At 60.3% G+C, this 17375-nt stretch carries 15 protein-coding genes; 7 read left to right on the top strand and 8 right to left on the bottom strand.

Going from position 1 to position 17375, the window contains the following annotated elements:
- Positions 1 to 166: 166 nt before the first annotated feature.
- Both AAIH70_RS13145 and AAIH70_RS13140 read right to left on the bottom strand, forming a co-directional pair.
- Entirely contained in the window at positions 167 to 1792 is a 1626-nt protein-coding gene (locus AAIH70_RS13145; RefSeq protein WP_132275059.1) for an EAL domain-containing protein, read from the bottom strand.
- Positions 1793 to 2031: 239 nt separating this feature from the next.
- Positions 2032 to 3609: a helicase HerA-like C-terminal domain-containing protein gene (locus AAIH70_RS13140; RefSeq protein ID WP_132275061.1), complete on the bottom strand. Its 1578-nt coding sequence runs from the start codon at positions 3607 to 3609 to the stop codon at positions 2032 to 2034.
- Positions 3610 to 3724: 115 nt separating this feature from the next.
- Between AAIH70_RS13140 and AAIH70_RS13135 the strand changes: the two genes are divergently transcribed.
- From AAIH70_RS13135 to AAIH70_RS13125, 3 genes are all read left to right on the top strand, one after another.
- Positions 3725 to 4741: a YihY/virulence factor BrkB family protein gene (locus AAIH70_RS13135; protein WP_245519181.1), complete on the top strand. Its 1017-nt coding sequence runs from the start codon at positions 3725 to 3727 to the stop codon at positions 4739 to 4741.
- Positions 4742 to 4837: 96 nt separating this feature from the next.
- Entirely contained in the window at positions 4838 to 5176 is a 339-nt protein-coding gene (locus tag AAIH70_RS13130) for a hypothetical protein (RefSeq protein ID WP_207908261.1), read from the top strand.
- 334 nt (positions 5177 to 5510) lie between these two features.
- Complete coding sequence (locus AAIH70_RS13125) at positions 5511 to 5900, top strand: hypothetical protein (RefSeq protein WP_132275064.1); 390 nt, start codon at positions 5511 to 5513, stop codon at positions 5898 to 5900.
- Positions 5901 to 5958: 58 nt separating this feature from the next.
- Here AAIH70_RS13125 and AAIH70_RS13120 read toward each other — a convergent pair whose 3' ends face one another.
- Positions 5959 to 7389, bottom strand: coding sequence for a PLP-dependent aminotransferase family protein (locus AAIH70_RS13120; RefSeq protein ID WP_132275067.1), 1431 nt, complete (start codon positions 7387 to 7389; stop codon positions 5959 to 5961).
- Positions 7390 to 7549: 160 nt separating this feature from the next.
- Between AAIH70_RS13120 and AAIH70_RS13115 the strand changes: the two genes are divergently transcribed.
- Positions 7550 to 8449: a DMT family transporter gene (locus AAIH70_RS13115; protein WP_132275069.1), complete on the top strand. Its 900-nt coding sequence runs from the start codon at positions 7550 to 7552 to the stop codon at positions 8447 to 8449.
- Between the two features lie 18 nt (positions 8450 to 8467).
- Here the strand turns inward: AAIH70_RS13115 and AAIH70_RS13110 are convergent, their stop codons facing one another.
- The gene (locus AAIH70_RS13110) at positions 8468 to 9571 is read right to left on the bottom strand and encodes an aldo/keto reductase (protein WP_132275072.1); all 1104 of its coding nucleotides are present in this window, start codon (positions 9569 to 9571) and stop codon (positions 8468 to 8470) included.
- Between the two features lie 98 nt (positions 9572 to 9669).
- Here AAIH70_RS13110 and AAIH70_RS13105 point away from each other — a divergent pair, with 98 nt between their 5' ends.
- Entirely contained in the window at positions 9670 to 10557 is an 888-nt protein-coding gene (locus AAIH70_RS13105) for a LysR family transcriptional regulator (RefSeq protein ID WP_132275075.1), read from the top strand.
- Positions 10558 to 10594: 37 nt separating this feature from the next.
- Here the strand turns inward: AAIH70_RS13105 and AAIH70_RS13100 are convergent, their stop codons facing one another.
- From AAIH70_RS13100 to AAIH70_RS13090, 3 genes are all read right to left on the bottom strand, one after another.
- A complete protein-coding gene (locus AAIH70_RS13100) occupies positions 10595 to 11314 on the bottom strand; it encodes a L,D-transpeptidase (protein WP_165932040.1) in 720 nt (239 codons plus the stop codon).
- 225 nt (positions 11315 to 11539) lie between these two features.
- Entirely contained in the window at positions 11540 to 12358 is an 819-nt protein-coding gene (locus AAIH70_RS13095) for a L,D-transpeptidase (RefSeq protein ID WP_132275080.1), read from the bottom strand.
- A gap of 107 nt (positions 12359 to 12465) precedes the next feature.
- Entirely contained in the window at positions 12466 to 12924 is a 459-nt protein-coding gene (locus tag AAIH70_RS13090) for an Rrf2 family transcriptional regulator (RefSeq protein ID WP_132275082.1), read from the bottom strand.
- 145 nt (positions 12925 to 13069) lie between these two features.
- Here AAIH70_RS13090 and AAIH70_RS13085 point away from each other — a divergent pair, with 145 nt between their 5' ends.
- On the top strand, positions 13070 to 13966 hold the full coding sequence (locus tag AAIH70_RS13085) for an NAD(P)/FAD-dependent oxidoreductase (protein WP_132275085.1): 897 nt from the start codon (positions 13070 to 13072) through the stop codon (positions 13964 to 13966).
- Between the two features lie 17 nt (positions 13967 to 13983).
- Here AAIH70_RS13085 and AAIH70_RS13080 read toward each other — a convergent pair whose 3' ends face one another.
- A complete protein-coding gene (locus tag AAIH70_RS13080; protein ID WP_132275088.1) occupies positions 13984 to 14892 on the bottom strand; it encodes an alpha/beta hydrolase family protein in 909 nt (302 codons plus the stop codon).
- Between the two features lie 212 nt (positions 14893 to 15104).
- Between AAIH70_RS13080 and AAIH70_RS13075 the strand changes: the two genes are divergently transcribed.
- Positions 15105 to 17363 carry a methyl-accepting chemotaxis protein gene (locus AAIH70_RS13075; RefSeq protein WP_430034332.1) on the top strand — a complete coding sequence of 753 codons (2259 nt, stop codon included), beginning with the start codon at positions 15105 to 15107 and terminating at the stop codon, positions 17361 to 17363.
- Positions 17364 to 17375: the final 12 nt, after the last annotated feature.

Here is a 17375-nt window from a genome sequence, read left to right as displayed (position 1 = left end):
CCGGTAAGTCCGCAATATCGCCGCCAAGCTTCATCGGCACAATTGCGCCAAATATTTCGATATTATTGCGATTTTCGCAACTATCTTCATCCGATTAGCCTGACAAGCTTTCGAGGCAGCTTTCTTGTATGTCGGCTTGCTTGGCGCAGAGCTGGAGCTGCGGCCTTTATGGTCGTGATGACAGGCTGGCTTCGCTGGAATTCGTGCTTTTGGTGCGGCTCAGCATGACGACACCGCTATCCTGGCGCTTCAGGCTGGTTTCGACATAGTCGATGAATTCCGCCGCTGGCAGGGCCTTGGCGTAGAACCAGCCCTGACAAAACTCGACACCGTGATCGAGCAGATACTCCGCCTGCTCCCGTGTCTCCACACCTTCGGCGATGATCGACAGCTTGAGCGACTTGGCCATTTCGATGATGTGGGCAATAACCGCGCTGGTGGCGGTCTGGCGGTTGATCGCATCGACAAACGATTTGTCGATCTTCAGCGCGTCGAGCGGCAGGCTCTGCAGATATTGCAGGCTGGAATAACCCGTACCGAAATCGTCGATGGCGACGGCATAGCCACGCATCCGCGCTTCGGCGATCGTCTTGCGCGCCTCGTCGATATCCATCAGGCCGCGTTCTGTCGCCTCCAGCCAGATCTGATCGTTGGCGATACCGCTATTGCCAAGACGCTGGCCGACGGTTTCCAGCACACGCCCCGTCTTGAAATCATCCGCACAGAAATTGATGGCCACATGCAGGGAACGATGCTGCTTGAGCAGCGGGCCGATATCGCGGCCAATGGCCTCGATGACCTGATCGGTGATCGGCCGGATAAGGCCGCTCTGTTCTGCCAGAGGGATGAACAGATCGGGCCTGACAAGACTGCCATCCGGCCTCTGCCACCGCACCAGCGCTTCGGCGCCGATACACACGCCCGATGAAAGCGCGATGATTGGCTGGTAATGCACGACGAACTCGCGCTTGCGAACCGCAATCGACAGCTCACCCAATGGCGACAGGCGTTTGCGCGACATGCGAATGACAAGGCCGATAATGACGATGGTCGCGAATGTGCCGAATGCGACGAAGAACCAGTGTTCGTTGCTGAACAGTCCGAAAAGGCCGTTGGTGGAGCTGATGGCGATGGCTGTCCAACCGCCCTTGCTGTTCACGGCATATATATTGCCGTCGACCGTGCCCTTGGTGGTTTCACGGCCAAGCTTGTCGGTAAAATCCGTATCGGGCGTGTTCAGCGTCGCACTGATCACGCCGTTCGGAGCGGTGACGACAACAGAAGCATCCTGATCGGCCAACCCTTCGACAAGGCGAGCCGGATCGACCAAAGCGTTGTAAGGTCCAACCTGCACCACGCTCATCGGATTAGCACCGGTGACCATTGGAATGACGTCAACCCAGGCCTTGATATCCTTGCCGACGACGAAATCGGGTGCCAGTTCCTTGATCAGCCGGTTTTCAGGCCCCCAGGATGTGCATTTGAGCATGCCATCCTCGATATAGCCTATTTCCTCGACCGTGCGGGAATTGACGACCAGACGACGCATTTCACCGATATGGGCGTCCGTGCAGGATATGAAACGGCGCCCGCCAAGCGTTTTCAATGTCGCGGCGGCATCCAGGAAAGACCGTTCTGCCCGTGTCGTGGCTTGAGACGCGATGTCCATCAGCCGGTCCTCTTCCATTCGAAGCGAAAGGGACCATGCGCCATAGATCGTCAGGAACAACGGGAGCAACGCGCCGAGAAAGGCCAGGATGACGGCTTCAAGAATGACGCGCGATCGTTTCAAGGCCGCTTCGCTCCCCTGCGGTTGAGACACAATCGCTAGAGGCAAGATGTTAAAACAACGTCTCCAGAAAAGGAAAAATCGACGTTTTGAAACGTTATCAGATGTTTATGACAGTATAAGACAAATTCATCAATCACCGGACGCAGCAGCGCATCGGAAGCGCAATCGAAAGATGCGGCTGATAGGAAATGGATGCGGCCGGTGCAGGATCGTCACGCCGGCCGCAATTTGACATTACGCTATCGCTTGAGGCTACCCAGGATACCGCGCACCAATGCCCGGCCGATCTGGTTGGCGACGCTCGAGGCGACCGAGCGTGCCGCACTTTTCATGGCGGCCTCGATTACCGTTTCGCGCTGATAACCGGAACGGCCCTTTGCGGCCGGCTTCGCGGCCGGTTCGTCATCCTGCGCATCGCCAAAACCCGGCAGGCTCCATCGGCCGGCAGCACTGTTATTGTCCTCAGCCGGTGGCGCTTCCGCCTCGCGTTTGGCGGCCTCGGCATCCGCAGATTTTTTGGCGCGGGCAGCAAGGATTTCGAAGGCGGACTCGCGGTCGAGATCGCGATCATAGACGCCTGCAACAGGGCTCATGTTCATGATCTGGCTGCGTTCCGGCTCGCTGATCGGCCCGATGCGCGCAGACGGCGGACGGATGAGCGTGCGCTCGACCATCGACGGTGCGCCCTTGCCCTCCAGCGTCGAGACAAGCGCTTCGCCGGTGCCGAGCTGGGTGATCGCCTCTTCGGTCTTGAACTCGGGATTGGCGCGGAACGTATCGGCCGCGGTTCTGACCGCCTTCTGTTCGCGCGGCGTATAGGCGCGCAATGCGTGCTGCACGCGGTTGCCGAGCTGGGCGAGCACCGTTTCCGGCACGTCGAGCGGGTTCTGGGTGACGAAATAGATGCCGACACCCTTGGAACGGATCAGGCGCACCACCTGCTCCACGCGCTCCAGCAACACCTTTGGCGCTTCGGAGAATAGCAGATGCGCTTCATCGAAGAAGAACACCAGTTTCGGCTTTTCCGGATCGCCGACTTCCGGCAGTTCTTCAAAAAGTTCCGAAAGCATCCAGAGCAGAAAAGTGGCGTAAAGACGGGGGTTCATCATCAGCTTGTCGGCAGCCAGAACCGAGATCATGCCGCGGCCATCGGGGGCGACGCGCATGATATCGCTGATCTGCAGCGCCGGTTCGCCGAAGAAATGGATGGCGCCCTGCTGTTCCAGCGTCAGCAGGCCGCGCTGCAGCGAACCAACCGAGGCTTTCGAGACGAAACCGAACTGCGAGGAAATCTCGCCGGCATGTTCGCCCATATAGTTCAAAAGCGCCTGCAGGTCCTTCAGGTCGAGCAGCGGCAGGCCGCCCTGGTCGGCGATCTTGAAGGCGATGTTGAGAACGCCTTCCTGCGCGTCCGACGCATCCATAAGCCGGGCCAGCAGCAGCGGGCCCATCTCGGCGATGGTGGCGCGCACGCGGTGGCCCTTTTCACCATAAAGATCCCAGAACATCACCGGGAACTTGGTAAAATCATAATCCGCATACTGGATCTGCTCGGCACGCTTGAGCAGAAAATCTTTCGGCTCGCCCATGGAGGCGATACCGGAAAGGTCGCCCTTGATATCGGAGCAGAACACGGGAACGCCGGCTGCGGAAAACTCTTCCGCCAGCACCTGCAGCGTCACCGTCTTGCCGGTGCCGGTGGCGCCGGTGATCAGACCATGGCGATTACCGAACTTCAGTTCGAGATATTCGGCTTCCTTGAAACTATCGTCCGGCTTTCGGCTTCCGCCGATCAAGAGCTTTCCCGCGTCAACCATGCAACCGCTTCTCGTTTTCTGCGTTGTCGATGAAATACTTGTATAGGACGAGACCGCTCTTTCGGCAACGAGAAGCCGCTCGCCGGAAACATCAGCCTGGCGGGAGACTGAAAAGATGACGGCAGACACTTTTGGGCAGATCAGCACACCGCCCGCAGACGCCATGCCGCTCAACACATCTCCGATAGACAAGGACCGCGGCCGCGAAGCCGAAACGCCGGCAGACATCCCCGCCCGCGGACTGAAGGATGTGTTCTGGCGCGTCTTCCATTCAATCGAAAGCGACCGCGTGCTGCTGGTTGCCGCCGGCGTGACCTATTACCTGCTGCTCGCACTTTTCCCGGCCATGACGGCGATGGTGTCGCTCTACGGTTTTGTCGCCGACCCCACAAAACTTGCCGACCGCATCACCTTTCTCAGCATGATCCTGCCGCCCAATGCGCTCGACCTGTTTCTCGACCAGTTGCGCAGCCTTACGCAACAGGGCCGCACGACGCTGAATATCGGCCTGTTCGGCGGTCTGGCACTGGCATTGTGGAGTGCGAACGCCGGCATGAAGGCGATGTTCGAAGCGATGAACGTTGCTTACGGAGAAAACGAGAAGCGCAATATCCTCAAACTCAACCTGATTTCTCTTCTGTTCACGCTCGGTGCCATTCTGGTCGCCATCGTCGTGCTGACGGGATTGGGCCTTGTGCCGGCACTTCTGTCCTTCCTGTGGCTGGACCAATGGGCAGAAATGATCATCCGCTTTTCGCGCTGGCCGATCATGATGCTGTTCGTGGCAACCGGCATCGCGGTTCTCTACCGTTACGGCCCGAGCCGCGAGCCGGCACGCATCCAGTGGCTGACATGGGGAGCGGTGTTTTCCAGCCTCGCCTGGCTGGCGGCATCGATCGGCGTATCCTTCTATCTCTCCCATATCGCCAACTACAACGCCACCTATGGCGCGCTCGGCGCACTGATCGGCTTCATGGTGTGGACGTGGATCTCGACGATCATCATCGTCATCGGCGCCGAGATCAATGCCGAACTGGAGCACCAGACGGCACGGGATTCGACCACCGGGCCGGAGCAGCCGCTGGGCGAGCGTGGCGCCTATATGGCTGATACGATTGGCGAGGCTTCGTGAGAGAGCAGATGACGACGGCCAGGTTTGGACAAAATATCGTTTGCGTACCATGATCGTTGAAAGCAGATCCTTCAAAACTTCCGCAGGAGCTTACACATGGCACCGATTGTTATTCTGCGAAAATGGACGGCCCGTATCAGAACCGCCGATGAAGCGGATTACGTCCGCTATGTCGCCGATACCGGCGGAGATGATTTTCACAAGACCCAAGGCAATCTTGGCCACCAGATTATCGTTCGCGAGCTGGGCGACGGCGTAAGCGAGGTTTCCGCCCTGAGTTGGTGGAGCAGCATGGACGCCATTCGGGCATTTGCCGGCGACAATCCCGAACTCGCCCGCTATTACCCGGAGGATGACCGCTACCTGCTCGATAGGCCGGAATTCGTTGAGCACTATCGGGTCATGTCGTACAGCGCATTGCTGGACAATCACTGACGAGATTTCCGCTCGATCACACGATTGGCGCAACAGCAGGCGGGATGGATGCTGCACTCACCACAGGATGCGACAATTCATCCGTTCACGAAACGGTTGATACGCAAAGCTGTCGCTGTCTTTGCCAAATCGACATGCTAATCGTCCACGGGAGAGGCGCGATATTGATCATTGTCAGCGTCTGCCTTTGGCGCAGATGGCGGGCCTCGTTTTTCCGAGGTACATCACGCGTCGAGGGATCAAAAAATCTTTCCACATTCCCGTCCCCACCCCGTTGCCCGTCGACGCGAATGACTTTAACGTAAACGTCAATTTTCAGCCTGTGGAGGTGTTTATGAACGAACTCGTATCCCGCATCGCCGACAATGTCGGTCTTGCCCCTGATGTCGCCGAAAAGGCGATCGGCATGATGCTTGGTTTTTTGCAGCGCGAGGCCGATGATGGCGCCGTGGCGACGATGATCGAATCCATTCCCGGCGCGACGGATCTGGTTGCCAGGTTCAACGGCGAGGGCGCCGGTGGCGGCGGGCTGCTGGGTGGCCTGATGGCGAGTTTCGGCGGTGGCGTGATGGCGCTCGGCCAGCAGCTGATGTCACAGGGCCTCGGCATGGGCGAGATCACCGCGCTTGCACGCGAAACCATGGCGGTTGCCCGCGAACATGCCGGCGACGAAGTGGTCGACAAGGTCATCGCATCGGTGCCGGGCCTCAGCCAGTTCGTCTGATCGCATAGCCGGTTGATGCAAATTTCGAAGGCGTGGCATGTCCACGCCTTTTTGCGTTTCAGGTTTTCAGAGCGGCGATCAACACGTCGAAAACCCGCGGATCGCTCATCTGCGAAACATTGAAGCGCATGTTGTTTTTCGCAGATTGCGACAGGCTGAACACATTGCCGGGCGCCAGCACCACGCCTTTTTCAAGTGCGAACCGGGCGATGTCGGCGGCATCGACATCACCGGGCAGCCGACACCACAAAAACATGCCGGCCTGCGGCTGCAGCAGCGGCTCGATACCGATCGCCTTCAGACGGGCGGTCACATCCACCATCGCCCGCGCCAGACGGCTGCGCAGCGTTTCGAGATGTTTGCGATAACTGCCATCGCTCAGCACTGCGCGCACCAGCTCGGCATTGAGCGCCGCGCCTGCAAAACTGGTGGCGATCTTCAGGTCGGTCAGCCCTTCCAGCCATTCCCGCCGTGTGGCGATGAAACCGCAGCGCATCGAGGCCGACAGCGCCTTGGAAAAACTGCCGATCTGGATGACGCGGTCCAGTCCATCAAAGGCGGCCAGCCGCGGCGCCGGCACATGCTCGAAATCGGCAAAGATATCATCCTCGACGATGGTGAGATCGAACTGTTCGGCAAGTTTCAGCACGCGGTGCGCGACAACCGGCGAGAGGATGGCACCGATCGGATTGTGGATGCCGGAATTGGTGATGTAGAGTTTTGGCCGGTGCTCCGCCAGCACTGCGGCAAAGGCTTCGACATCCGGCCCATTGGCACCATAAGGCACACCGACGATTTTCACCCGATGCGCGCGCAAAAGCGCGTGGAAATTGAAATAACACGGATCATCGACCAGAACCGTATCGCCCGGTTCCAGCAGCAGGCGGCAGATCAGGTCGATAGCCTGCGTGCCGGAATCCGTCAGTATGATCTGATCCGGCGCCACATCCACCGCATGGTCCGCCAGCCGCCTTGCAATCAGCTGCCGCAGGCCGGGCAGCCCGAGCGGCGAACCATAGTCCGTCAGCAGCGAACCGTTCGAACGCGACAGGCCGCGCAGCGCCTTGCGAATAGCCTCCTCCGGCAGCCATGACGGCGGCAGCCAGCCGCAACCGGGTTTCAGCGCCTCTTCCGCCGCCTCCAGCGATTGCCGCGACACCCAGAAGGGATCAACCACACGATCGAGCTTTGGCCCGACATCGGCCGGCGAAAACGGCGCCGCCTGGCTCGCGACATAAAAGCCGGAACCGGGGCGCGACAAGATCGCGCCTTCCGCCACCAGCCGCTCATATGCATCGACAACCGTCGATGTGGAGACTTTCAGACTGGCGGAAAGGCCGCGCACCGATGGCAGTTTTGCACCCGGAGTGAGCGCGCGGGCGGCAATACGCTGCCGGATCGTGGCCATCACCATGCCGACGCGGGTCGTGCCCTCGCCGGAAGGATCAGAGCCTGCAGCCTGCCTTGAAATCCTGCCGATTTCATTCATCCGTATTGCCCGATACACCATAACAGTTTGATCGAACTGTATCAGACTGTCGATGGCAACGCCAAGCGATTTGGCCGATAGATCAGACCGCAGGATCGCCGTTCCCCGCATCGGGGAGACGCGCGCTTCGGCACACAGAGCGACACAGCAGGACAATATCATGACCCAGCCGGTAAACACCGCCCTCGACCGCCCGCTCGATAATCGCGTCGCCGGACTTGTGAACGGCATGATCGGGGTGATCATTTTCAGCGGCTCGCTGCCGGCGACACGGTTGGCAGTGACCGGTTTCGATCCGTTTTTCCTGACGTTTGCACGCGGCACCATTGCCGGTGTGCTCAGCCTTGCCCTGCTGCTCGCCTTCAAGGAGAAGCGGCCTTCGGTGGCGGATCTCATTTCGCTGGCCGTGATCGCGCTCGGCGTCGTGCTCGGTTTTCCGCTGCTGACAGCGATTGCGCTGCAGCACGTTACCTCGGCACATTCGATCGTCTTCATCGGCCTTTTGCCGCTTGCAACCGCCATCTTTGGCGTGATGCGCGGCGGCGAGCGGCCAAAACCGGTCTTCTGGGTGTTTTCGGCTTTGGGCAGCCTGCTGGTGGCGGGATTTGCCGTGGCTCAAGGCCTGACGGCCTCGCCGCTGGGGGACAGCCTGATGCTGGCGGCCGTGATCGTCTGTGGCTTGGGTTATGCCGAAGGTGCGCGGCTCTCGAAACGGCTGGGCGGTTGGCAGGTAATCTGCTGGGCACTCACCCTGTCGCTGCCGGTCATGGCTGTCGGCCTGATGGTCACATGGCCGCAAACCCTCACAAACATTCCCGCCCCGGCATGGGCAGGCCTCGTTTATGTGTCGCTGTTCAGCATGCTGATCGGCTTCATCTTCTGGTATCGCGGGCTGGCACAGGGCGGCACCGCCTCGGTTGGCCAGTTGCAGCTGCTACAGCCATTTTTCGGCCTGGCGCTTGCCGCCACGCTGCTTGGCGAAACCGTCACGCCGCTGATGCTGGTCGCCACGATCGGCGTGATCGGCTGTGTTGCCGCCGCCCGCCGGTTTGCACGGTAGGCGACGGCGCATTCAGGCTCAGCGGTGCGGCCACGCCTCCACCGTCTGGCCGCCAAAAAGGCGATCGGTCGGCATCTGAAAAATGAAATAGGGATTGAGCAGCGGCAAAGCCGTTGCCTGTTCCAGCCGTGCCGATTGCTCATCGCTCAGCCGCACATCCAGCGAGGCGATGTTCTGCGACAACTGTTCCGCCCGGCTGGCGCCGATCAGCACAGATGACACGCCGGGGCGATTGGCCACCCAGTTCAGCGCCACCTCTGCCGGCGAACGGCCGATCTCGGACGCCACCGATTTCAACACATCGACCACATCGAAATTGCGTTCCGTAAAGAGCATGCCGCCGAACGGGTTGTCGCCGTTCAACCGGCCATCGCTGCCGTTTTCGCTGACTTCCGAACCACTATTGGGCAGCGCACCGGCACCCGACGCATCGGCGATCTTGTCGCGACCATATTTGCCGGTCAAAAGGCCGGCGGCAAGCGGGCTCCACGGCACAAGGCCGAGACCGAATTCGTGACCTGCCGGCAGAAGATCCAGTTCCACACCACGATCGATCAGCGAATAGGCATATTGCAGGCCGATCGGCTTTGGCAGGCCATGTGCCTCGGCCAGCGTCGCCACCTTGGCTACATACCAGGCGGGCGTATTGGAAAAGCCGTAATGCAGGATCTTGCCGGCGCGCACGGCATCGCCAAGCGTCTGCAACACCTCTTCGGCCGGCGTCGTACGGTCCCAGACATGCACCCAATACATGTCGATATAATCCGTCTGCAGCCGCTTCAGAGAGCCTTCGATGCCGAGCCGGATGTTCTTGGCGCCATTGCCGCCCCAGAGCGGCGTGCCCTGCCCGCGCGGAAAACCGGATTTCGTGGCAATGACCAAACGATCCCGCAGGCCGCTGTCGGAGAGAAAACGCCCCAGCATGGCTTCGCTTTCACCACCGGAATAGATATCGGCCGTATCGAGAAAATTGCCGCCGGCATCGACATAGGCGTCGAACAGCGCCCGCGCCGTCTGCTCGCCGGCGCCCCAGCGGCCGGCCCCGAATGTCATGGTGCCGAGCGCCAGCGGGCTGACGATCAGGCCGGATTTTCCAAGTGTGCGGTAGCTGGTGAGGTCCATCTGCAATCTCCTTCGTGGTGATGGAGATGCATGTAGCGCCCGGCCCGCAGCGGGATTAGCCATTGCCCGCCGCATGCACTTGTGAGCAGAATGCATGAATGGAACGCAGTCAGCTCAATGATCTAATGGCATTCGCGATGGTGGCGCGCGAACGCAGTTTTACCCGCGCCGCTGCCATTCTCGGCATGTCGCCTTCGGCGCTCAGCCACGCCATGCGCGGGCTGGAGGAGCGGCTGGGCGTGCGGCTTCTGGCCCGCACGACGCGCAGCGTGGCACCGACAGAGGCGGGTGAGCGGCTGCTGCAATCGCTCACTCCGGCACTGACGGAAATCGACAACGGGTTGGAGGCGCTGGCGGAATGGCGCGACAACCCCTCCGGCACGGTGCGTATCACCACTTTCGCCTATGCTGCGCGCATGGTGCTTTTGCCGAAACTGCCGGCCATTCTGCTGGCGCATCCGGATGTGCGCGTCGAGGTCGACATCAACGACGGGCTGACCGATATCGTGGCATCCGGTTTCGATGCCGGCATTCGGCTGGGAGAATCCGTCGACAAGGACATGATCGCTATCAAGCTCGGGCCGGATCTGCGCACGGTGGTGGTTGGCACGCCCTCCTATTTCGAACGTTTTCCGCCGCCGTTGACGCCATACGATCTGGAGCGTCACGCCTGTATCGGCTACCGGCTGACGACATCAGGCGGGCTTCTGCCATGGGAATTCGAAAAGGACGGCAAGGAGATCAGGATCCGCACCAGCGGACCATTGGTGGCCAATGACGGCGACCTGCCGGCGGCAGCCGTTCGCGCCGGTGCCGGATTGGGCTATATCATGGAGCACGATGTCGCCGACGAAATTGCGTCAGGCGCACTGGTGCAGGTTCTGGCCGACTGGTGCCCGACATTTCCGGGTTTCCACCTCTATCATCCCAGCCGGCGACAATCGCCACCGGCGCTGAGGGCGCTGATTGCCGCTCTGAAGATGTGAGGGACCGGGCGAGATTTTTCCCGCCCGACCGAAAATTTTACTGCCAGACCACCACGCGCGCCTTTTCCGGCACGCGGTCGAAGAGGTCGATAATGTCCTGGTTCATCAGGCGTACGCAGCCGGACGATACCGCCTTGCCGATCGAATTCCATTCCGGCGAGCCGTGCAGGCGATAAAGCGTGTCCTGGCCATTCTGGAAGATATAGAGCGCACGGGCGCCGAGCGGGTTCTTGAGGCCCGGCGACATGCCGCCATTCTTGGCGGAATAAGAGACGAGTTCCGGCTGGCGGGCGATCATTTCGTCCGGCGGCGTCCATTTCGGCCAGCGCTGACGCCACTGGATGACGCCCTCGCCCTGCCAGGCAAATCCCTGCCGGCCGATGCCGACGCCGTAACGCATGGCAGTGCCGCCCGGTTCGGTGAGGTAAAGGAAGCGCGACTGCGTATCGACGACAACTGTGCCGGCCGGTTGGCCGGTCGTATTCGACACGCGCTGGCGATAAAAGCGCGGCGGAATTTTCTGATAAGGCACGGCAGGGATGACGAACCCGCCATCGGCGATCTGGCCGTACATGACGTCGAGTTCGCTATTGCCAACGCCAAGCGACGGATCGACCACCTGCGTGGCATTGTCGCGATAGGTGATGGTGTAACCACGGGTGACCGGGCCGGAGGAGGCGCAGCTGGCCAGAGTTGAAGCCGTACCGACAGCCATCAGGCTGAGCAGGTTGCGGCGGGAGAGCATCGTGTCTGTCATGGGGGCCGTTTCGACTTCGTTACAGGACATCAGGCCGCGTCGGCGGCTTTCGACGTCAGGCGGGACCGGCTTAAACGAGGATCGTGAAGATTTGTTCCACACGCTCGTTCCGGACGGATCAGGCCGCTTGTCGTCTGTCAGGAACAATAGGCCGGTCGCGGCTGTCCGGCCACGCAAAGGCTCAGAACTTTGCCGTGATCGCCACGACATTTTCCGTGACCGTGATCAGATCACCACGATCGTGGTCTTGGCCGGAATGCGGTTATAGAGATCGATGACGTCCTGGTTGAACATGCGAACGCAGCCGGAAGACGTCGCCTTGCCGACCGATTGCCAGTCCGGCGTGCCGTGGACGCGGTAAAGCGTGTCCTTGCCGTCCTTGTAGATATACATGGCGCGTGCGCCGAGCGGATTGTTGAGGCCAGGTGTCGCGCCACCTTCGGAGGCTGCAAACTGGCGCAGATCCGGTTGGCGGGCAACCATGTCTTCCGGCGGCGTCCAGCGCGGCCATTTGGCTTTCCACTGTACAGTGCCACGGCCGGTCCAGCCATAACCGGCCTTGCCGAGGCCGACGCCATAACGCATCGCCTTGCCGTTTTCCTGCACGAGATAGAGGAAATGCGCCTTGGTATCGACGACGATCGTGCCCGGCGCTTCCGCTGTCTGGTAGGAGACTTCCTGCCTCAGGTAACGCTGGTCGACACGCGAAGTGGGGATGGCCGGCAGCGTATGGCCCTCGTCGCGCATCACCTCATACATCGTGCGATGCACCGGGTTGGACACAGGCAGACCATAGGTCTGGTGGAAATCGGTCGGGTAGAGCTGGCGTTTATGCGGAATGGCCCCGGGCATCGGCGGTGGATTGTTGCTCGGTGGGTCCGCATATTCGGGAACGGCAAAGACTGGAGCGGTCTGCTGCACGAAAACGGCCGGATCCATCAGCGTCGTGTCGGTAACGAACAGGCAGCCGGAAAGGCTGGTGGTCGCGAACAATGTCGTGGCAAGCACGAACACGCGGCGAAGAGGCAGATGAGACAAGGACATGGGCAGAACCGCTTCCGGCAGATGACGTCGCGGTCAAACTAGACATCGCAACTGGCGCGAAGCTGGAGATTTTTTGTGATGGCAGCAACGAATGTCCAATCATGCCATCAGTCGCTGCGGCATCCTTTGGCTTCAGCCTCGTTTTTGGCGGCAGGAGGCGCAAAATCGGGCGCGATATCGGCCAGCGTCACACCGGCAAAACGCTTCAACAGCAACTGCTCCGCCTCGGCAAAAACATCCTTCAGCGTCGCGTTGACGCCCTGTTCGATCACACAGCCGGGCATATCGTAGGCCGGACCAACAGCGAAGACCGAAGGCTCGCCGACGGCGCGATAGATATCGAGCAGCGTCAGTTCGGAAAGCGGACGGGACAGGGTCCAGCCGCCGCCATGTCCTTTTTCCGAGGCAACATAGCCTTTTTCCCGCAGGCCCGCCATCGTGCGGCGGATAACCACCGGATTGGTGTCCAGCATTTTTGCGATCATATCCGACGTCAACGCACCGTCGTGATGGCCCATGTGGATCAGCACATGCAACATGCGTGAAAGCCGGCTGTCCTGTCGCATTTCATCCCTATCCGCCCATCGGGCCTGTTTTCTCTCCCTGCCAATACCATGGCCGGCCATCACTCGTCACAACAAAAGTTGCGTGACTATTGACTTCGTAATTTCACGTAACTTATGTTGTTTCGAAACTTCACGGGAGCATGCCATGAGCGATCACATCCATGACGTCATCATTGTCGGCGGCAGTTATGCCGGCCTTTCCGCCGCCTTGCAGCTTGGTCGTGCCCGTCGCGATGTGCTGATCATCGACGAGGGCAAGCGCCGCAACCGCTTTGCCGCCCGCTCACACGGTTTTCTGACACAGGACGGTATCGATCCGGCGGTGATCGCAGCGGAAGCGCGGGCGCAGGTCATGGAATACCCGACCATAAACTGGCTTGCCGGCCGTGCCGAAACAGCAGAGCGCACAGAAACAGGCTTTGCCGTCACCACTGCCGGCCAGCGCCACCTGTCGCGACGATTGCTGCTGGCGACCGGCGTGCGCGACATCCTGCCGGACATTGCCGGGCTGGAGGAACGCTGGGGCAAGGCGGTGTTTCACTGCCCCTATTGCCACGGTTACGAACTCAATCAGGGGCAGATCGGCGTCATCGCCGGTTCGGATCTTTCCATGCATCACGCGCTGATGCTGCCCGACTGGGGGCCGACGACATTTCTCATCAACAATGCCTTCGAACCCGACGCCGAACAGCTGAAAAACCTCGATGCACGCGGCGTCACACTCGAGCGCAACCCGATCGAAGAAATCACCGGACATGCGGACATTCGCCTTAAAGATGGCCGCATCCTCTCCTTCGCCGGCCTTTTCGCGCTGGCCCGCTTCGAACTGGCCAGCCCGCTGGCGCATCAACTCGGCCTGCAACTCGAAGAAAACCCGGTCGGTTCGGTGATCAGGACGGACCCGATGAAGGAAACCAGCATGGCCGGCGTCTTTGCCTGCGGGGATGCGGCGCGTCCGATGGCCTCCGTGGCACTGGCTGTCGGAGACGGCAATCTGGCCGGCGCCGGCCTGCATCGATCGCTGTTGTTCGGCGCGATCTGATCAGCAGTCCAATCGCTCTAAGCGAACTGATTAAAGAAGCGAATGCTTTCCACCACCGCGCCCGGCACCACGCCAGTGTGATTGCCGGGCAGCAGAATCTTGTCGATCGGCATCTTCGCGTCCCGCACCCGCGCCATCAGCAATTCGTGGTCGGCATCGAACGGACGCTCCTCGCTGCCACGCAAAAGCAGCGTCGGGCATTTCAGGCTCGACCCGAAACAGACCGAGGAGCGCATGATGAATTCTCGCGGGTTCGAGCCGTCAAACGGCATTTCATCCGAATAGCGGTGAAAATAGCGCCAGGAATTGACGCCCGCTGAAATCGGCGCCGCCGCCCGGAATTTTCGCGTCATTGCAGCCAGAAGCGACAGCGTGCCGCCATTCGAATGGCCGGCGATAAAAAGACGATTACGATCCACGCCGGCCAGGTTTTCCAGGTAGCTGGCGGCAGCAAGCGCATCCGCCGTCTCATCATAAAAACCGGAATAATTGCCGGCCTGTCCGTTCTCCCCGCGGAAAGATGGATGCAGCACAATAAAACCGGCCTCCCAATAGGCCTTCATCAGCGCCCAATGGCCATCGCCGGTGGCATTGCCACCGTGAAGAAACAGCACGGCCGGCTTCAACCTCGATGATGGCTGATATTCCGACAGCCAGGCGATCAGTTCGATCGAGCCGTGCGGACCACCCGGATACGTCACCGTGCGGGCGCCGGGCGGTGTGCCGAGCGCTGCGGATTTTTCCGGTGACGGGCCCCGGCGCAGCAGATGCGTGCGAAATCCTTGCCGGGCGATGGAATAGTCCTGCTTTTCCGCCGGCAGGCTGTCCGGCACAGTAAAGCCGGCAGCAGTGACACGAGACGGAAGCATGGTTGCGGCAACCAAACCCGACATCAGAAAGCGCCGCGTCATCTGCAATGCAACCATAGGATATACCTTGCTGTCAGAAAAATACTGACACAAAATAACACGTAAGATTGTGGCATTTGCAAGTCACATACAATATCGCAACCGGTAGTCGAGTTTATATTTTAATTTAATCTTCTTGATAAGTGAAATTTATCTAAAATTGAATATTTTGACGAATGGTCCACGGAGAACAACGTCTTTCGCTCCGCTGTACTAGGATATTCAGTGTAATGACCGATACCAACATAAGAAGCCCGCTGTGGATAAAGATCACCGGCTACGGCTTTGCTGCCGTGCTTTTCGCCAGCGCCGCTATCGGCGGACTTGCCTGGTACCGTCAGGCCGACATGAGCGACAAGGCGCTTTACAGCAAGGCGGCCAGTGATCTCGAAGTCATCCAGACAGATATGGCGGCAATCCAGCGCTCTGCTTCCGCACTGGCGCTGACACTTTCGGGAGAGCCCGATCTTGCCGGTTATATTGCCAATAATGACCGCCAGGCATTGCTGAACAAGTTCTCCAAGAACATGGCAACGATGAAGGAGGTCGGCGGACTGCAGATCATCACCATCGGCAATGCCAAGGGCGATATCGTCGCCCGTATACATTCGCCGGAAAAATTCGGCGACAACGTTATCGGCCGCCGCAAGACGATCCAGGCCGCCGTTTCGACTGGCAAGCTTGCCGCCGGTATCGAACCCGGCAAGAACGGCATCGGCATCTACGCCGTCGCCCCTGTCATCGTTGACGGAACCGTTGTCGGCGTCGTGGATATCGGCACGGAACTCTCCAATGCCTATTTTAACCCGCTCGCCAACCGCCTTGGCGCCGAGATTTCGGTGAATGTTACGCAGGAAGGCAAGCTGACCAACCAGTCCTCGACGCAGGGCGGCAATCCATTCCTGCCGGCAGAAACCATTCAGGCTGCATTCGACGGGAAAGAGGTTTTTGAACCTGCAACGCTTGGCGGCCGCGACATGCTCGTCAAAGCCGTTCCGTTCAAGTCCTTCTCCGGCGACAAGATCGGCGTTTTCGAAATCGGCACCGACACGACCGAGATTGCCGCTGCAGCCCGCAGCGCATTGTGGACCATGCTCGGCGTGACCCTCGCAACTTCGATCATCGCGCTGACCGCATTTTTCCTGTTTGCCAAATCGCTCGGCAATGCCATCGGTCGCCTGACCTCGACGATGGGACGCCTCGCCGCCGGTGATCTGAATGCGCAGGTGGAAGGTGAAAGCCGCCCGGATGAAACCGGTGCCATGGCCCGCGCCGTTCAGGTGTTCAAGGACAATGCCCTGAAAACCAAGGAACTGGAGCGCCAGGCCGACGAGCAGCGCAACATGACCGAAGAGCAGCGCCGCCAGAATGCCGAGGAAGCGCGCTTGCGTGCAGAGCAGATGGCGGAAGCCACCAATGGCCTGGCCACTGGCCTGCAGCATCTGTCCGCTGGCAATCTCGCCTACCAGCTTGACCGTCCGTTCGCCGAGGACTTCGAAAGCCTGCGTGCCGATTTCAACGCCGCCGTCAGCCAGCTGCGCGGCACACTCGGCTCGGTTGCCCAGGCAACCAGCGCCATCGACAGCGGTTCGCGCGAGGTCAGCCAGAGTGCCGACGACCTTTCCAAGCGTACCGAACAGCAGGCCGCCTCGCTGGAAGAGACGGCCGCCGCCCTCGACCAGATCACCGTCAACGTCTCCAATTCCTCCAAGCGCGCCGAAGAGGCCCGCACGGTGGCAATCCAGGCCAATGAAAGTGCTCGCCAGTCGGGTGCCGTCGTTGCCAATGCCGTGCAGGCAATGGGTCGCATCGAAGAATCGTCCGGCCAGATTTCCAACATCATCGGCGTCATCGATGACATCGCTTTCCAGACCAACCTGCTTGCTCTGAATGCCGGTGTCGAGGCAGCGCGTGCAGGCGAAGCCGGCAAGGGTTTTGCCGTCGTCGCCCAGGAAGTGCGCGAACTCGCCCAGCGTTCGGCCAATGCCGCAAAGGAAATCAAGGACCTGATCGGCAAATCCTCGATCGAGGTCGGCACCGGCGTCAAGCTGGTGCGGGAGACTGGTGAGGCATTGCGCACCATCGAGTCACATATCGTCACGATCAACCAGCATATGGACTCGATCGCCACATCCTCGCGCGAACAGTCGGTCGGCCTGTCGGAAGTCAACACGGCCGTCAACCAGATGGACCAGGTGACCCAGCAGAACGCAGCCATGGTGGAAGAAGCCAATGCTGCCGGCGCGACGCTTGCCACCGAAGCCGGACGCCTGCGCGAGCTGATCAGCCAGTTCCAGCTTGGCCAGAATGCCGCCTCGACAAATCCGGCATCGGCCCTGCGCCAGACCGCTGCCGTCATGGCCGCTTCGCCCCGCTCGACACCAAAAGCCTCGCCGGCGCGCGGCATGGTCGGCAAGATCGCCCAGGCCTTTACCGGCCGCGGCGGTGCGGCAACGGCAGCCGCCACCGACAACTGGGAAGAATTCTGATCCTTTCGGAAT

This window comes from Neorhizobium sp. BT27B (assembly GCF_050455485.1).
Classification (GTDB): Bacteria; Pseudomonadota; Alphaproteobacteria; order Rhizobiales; family Rhizobiaceae; genus Neorhizobium.
This window is presented reverse-complemented; position numbering and strand designations above follow the sequence as displayed.

Bases quoted from the DNA above. Each gene is read 5' to 3' on its own strand.
- AAIH70_RS13080 (WP_132275088.1), bottom strand. From the start codon at position 14,892: ATGGTTGCATTGCAGATGACGCGGCGCTTTCTGATGTCGGGTTTGGTT.
- AAIH70_RS13120 (WP_132275067.1), bottom strand. From the start codon at position 7,389: ATGAATGAAATCGGCAGGATTTCAAGGCAGGCTGCAGGCTCTGATCCT.
- AAIH70_RS13125 (WP_132275064.1), top strand. From the start codon at position 5,511: ATGAACGAACTCGTATCCCGCATCGCCGACAATGTCGGTCTTGCCCCT.
- AAIH70_RS13100 (WP_165932040.1), bottom strand. From the start codon at position 11,314: ATGACAGACACGATGCTCTCCCGCCGCAACCTGCTCAGCCTGATGGCT.
- AAIH70_RS13130 (WP_207908261.1), top strand. From the start codon at position 4,838: ATGGCACCGATTGTTATTCTGCGAAAATGGACGGCCCGTATCAGAACC.
- AAIH70_RS13090 (WP_132275082.1), bottom strand. From the start codon at position 12,924: ATGCGACAGGACAGCCGGCTTTCACGCATGTTGCATGTGCTGATCCAC.
- AAIH70_RS13135 (WP_245519181.1), top strand. From the start codon at position 3,725: ATGACGGCAGACACTTTTGGGCAGATCAGCACACCGCCCGCAGACGCC.
- AAIH70_RS13110 (WP_132275072.1), bottom strand. From the start codon at position 9,571: ATGGACCTCACCAGCTACCGCACACTTGGAAAATCCGGCCTGATCGTC.
- AAIH70_RS13105 (WP_132275075.1), top strand. From the start codon at position 9,670: ATGGAACGCAGTCAGCTCAATGATCTAATGGCATTCGCGATGGTGGCG.
- AAIH70_RS13095 (WP_132275080.1), bottom strand. From the start codon at position 12,358: ATGTCCTTGTCTCATCTGCCTCTTCGCCGCGTGTTCGTGCTTGCCACG.
- AAIH70_RS13085 (WP_132275085.1), top strand. From the start codon at position 13,070: ATGAGCGATCACATCCATGACGTCATCATTGTCGGCGGCAGTTATGCC.
- AAIH70_RS13115 (WP_132275069.1), top strand. From the start codon at position 7,550: ATGACCCAGCCGGTAAACACCGCCCTCGACCGCCCGCTCGATAATCGC.
- AAIH70_RS13140 (WP_132275061.1), bottom strand. From the start codon at position 3,609: ATGGTTGACGCGGGAAAGCTCTTGATCGGCGGAAGCCGAAAGCCGGAC.
- AAIH70_RS13075 (WP_430034332.1), top strand. From the start codon at position 15,105: ATGACCGATACCAACATAAGAAGCCCGCTGTGGATAAAGATCACCGGC.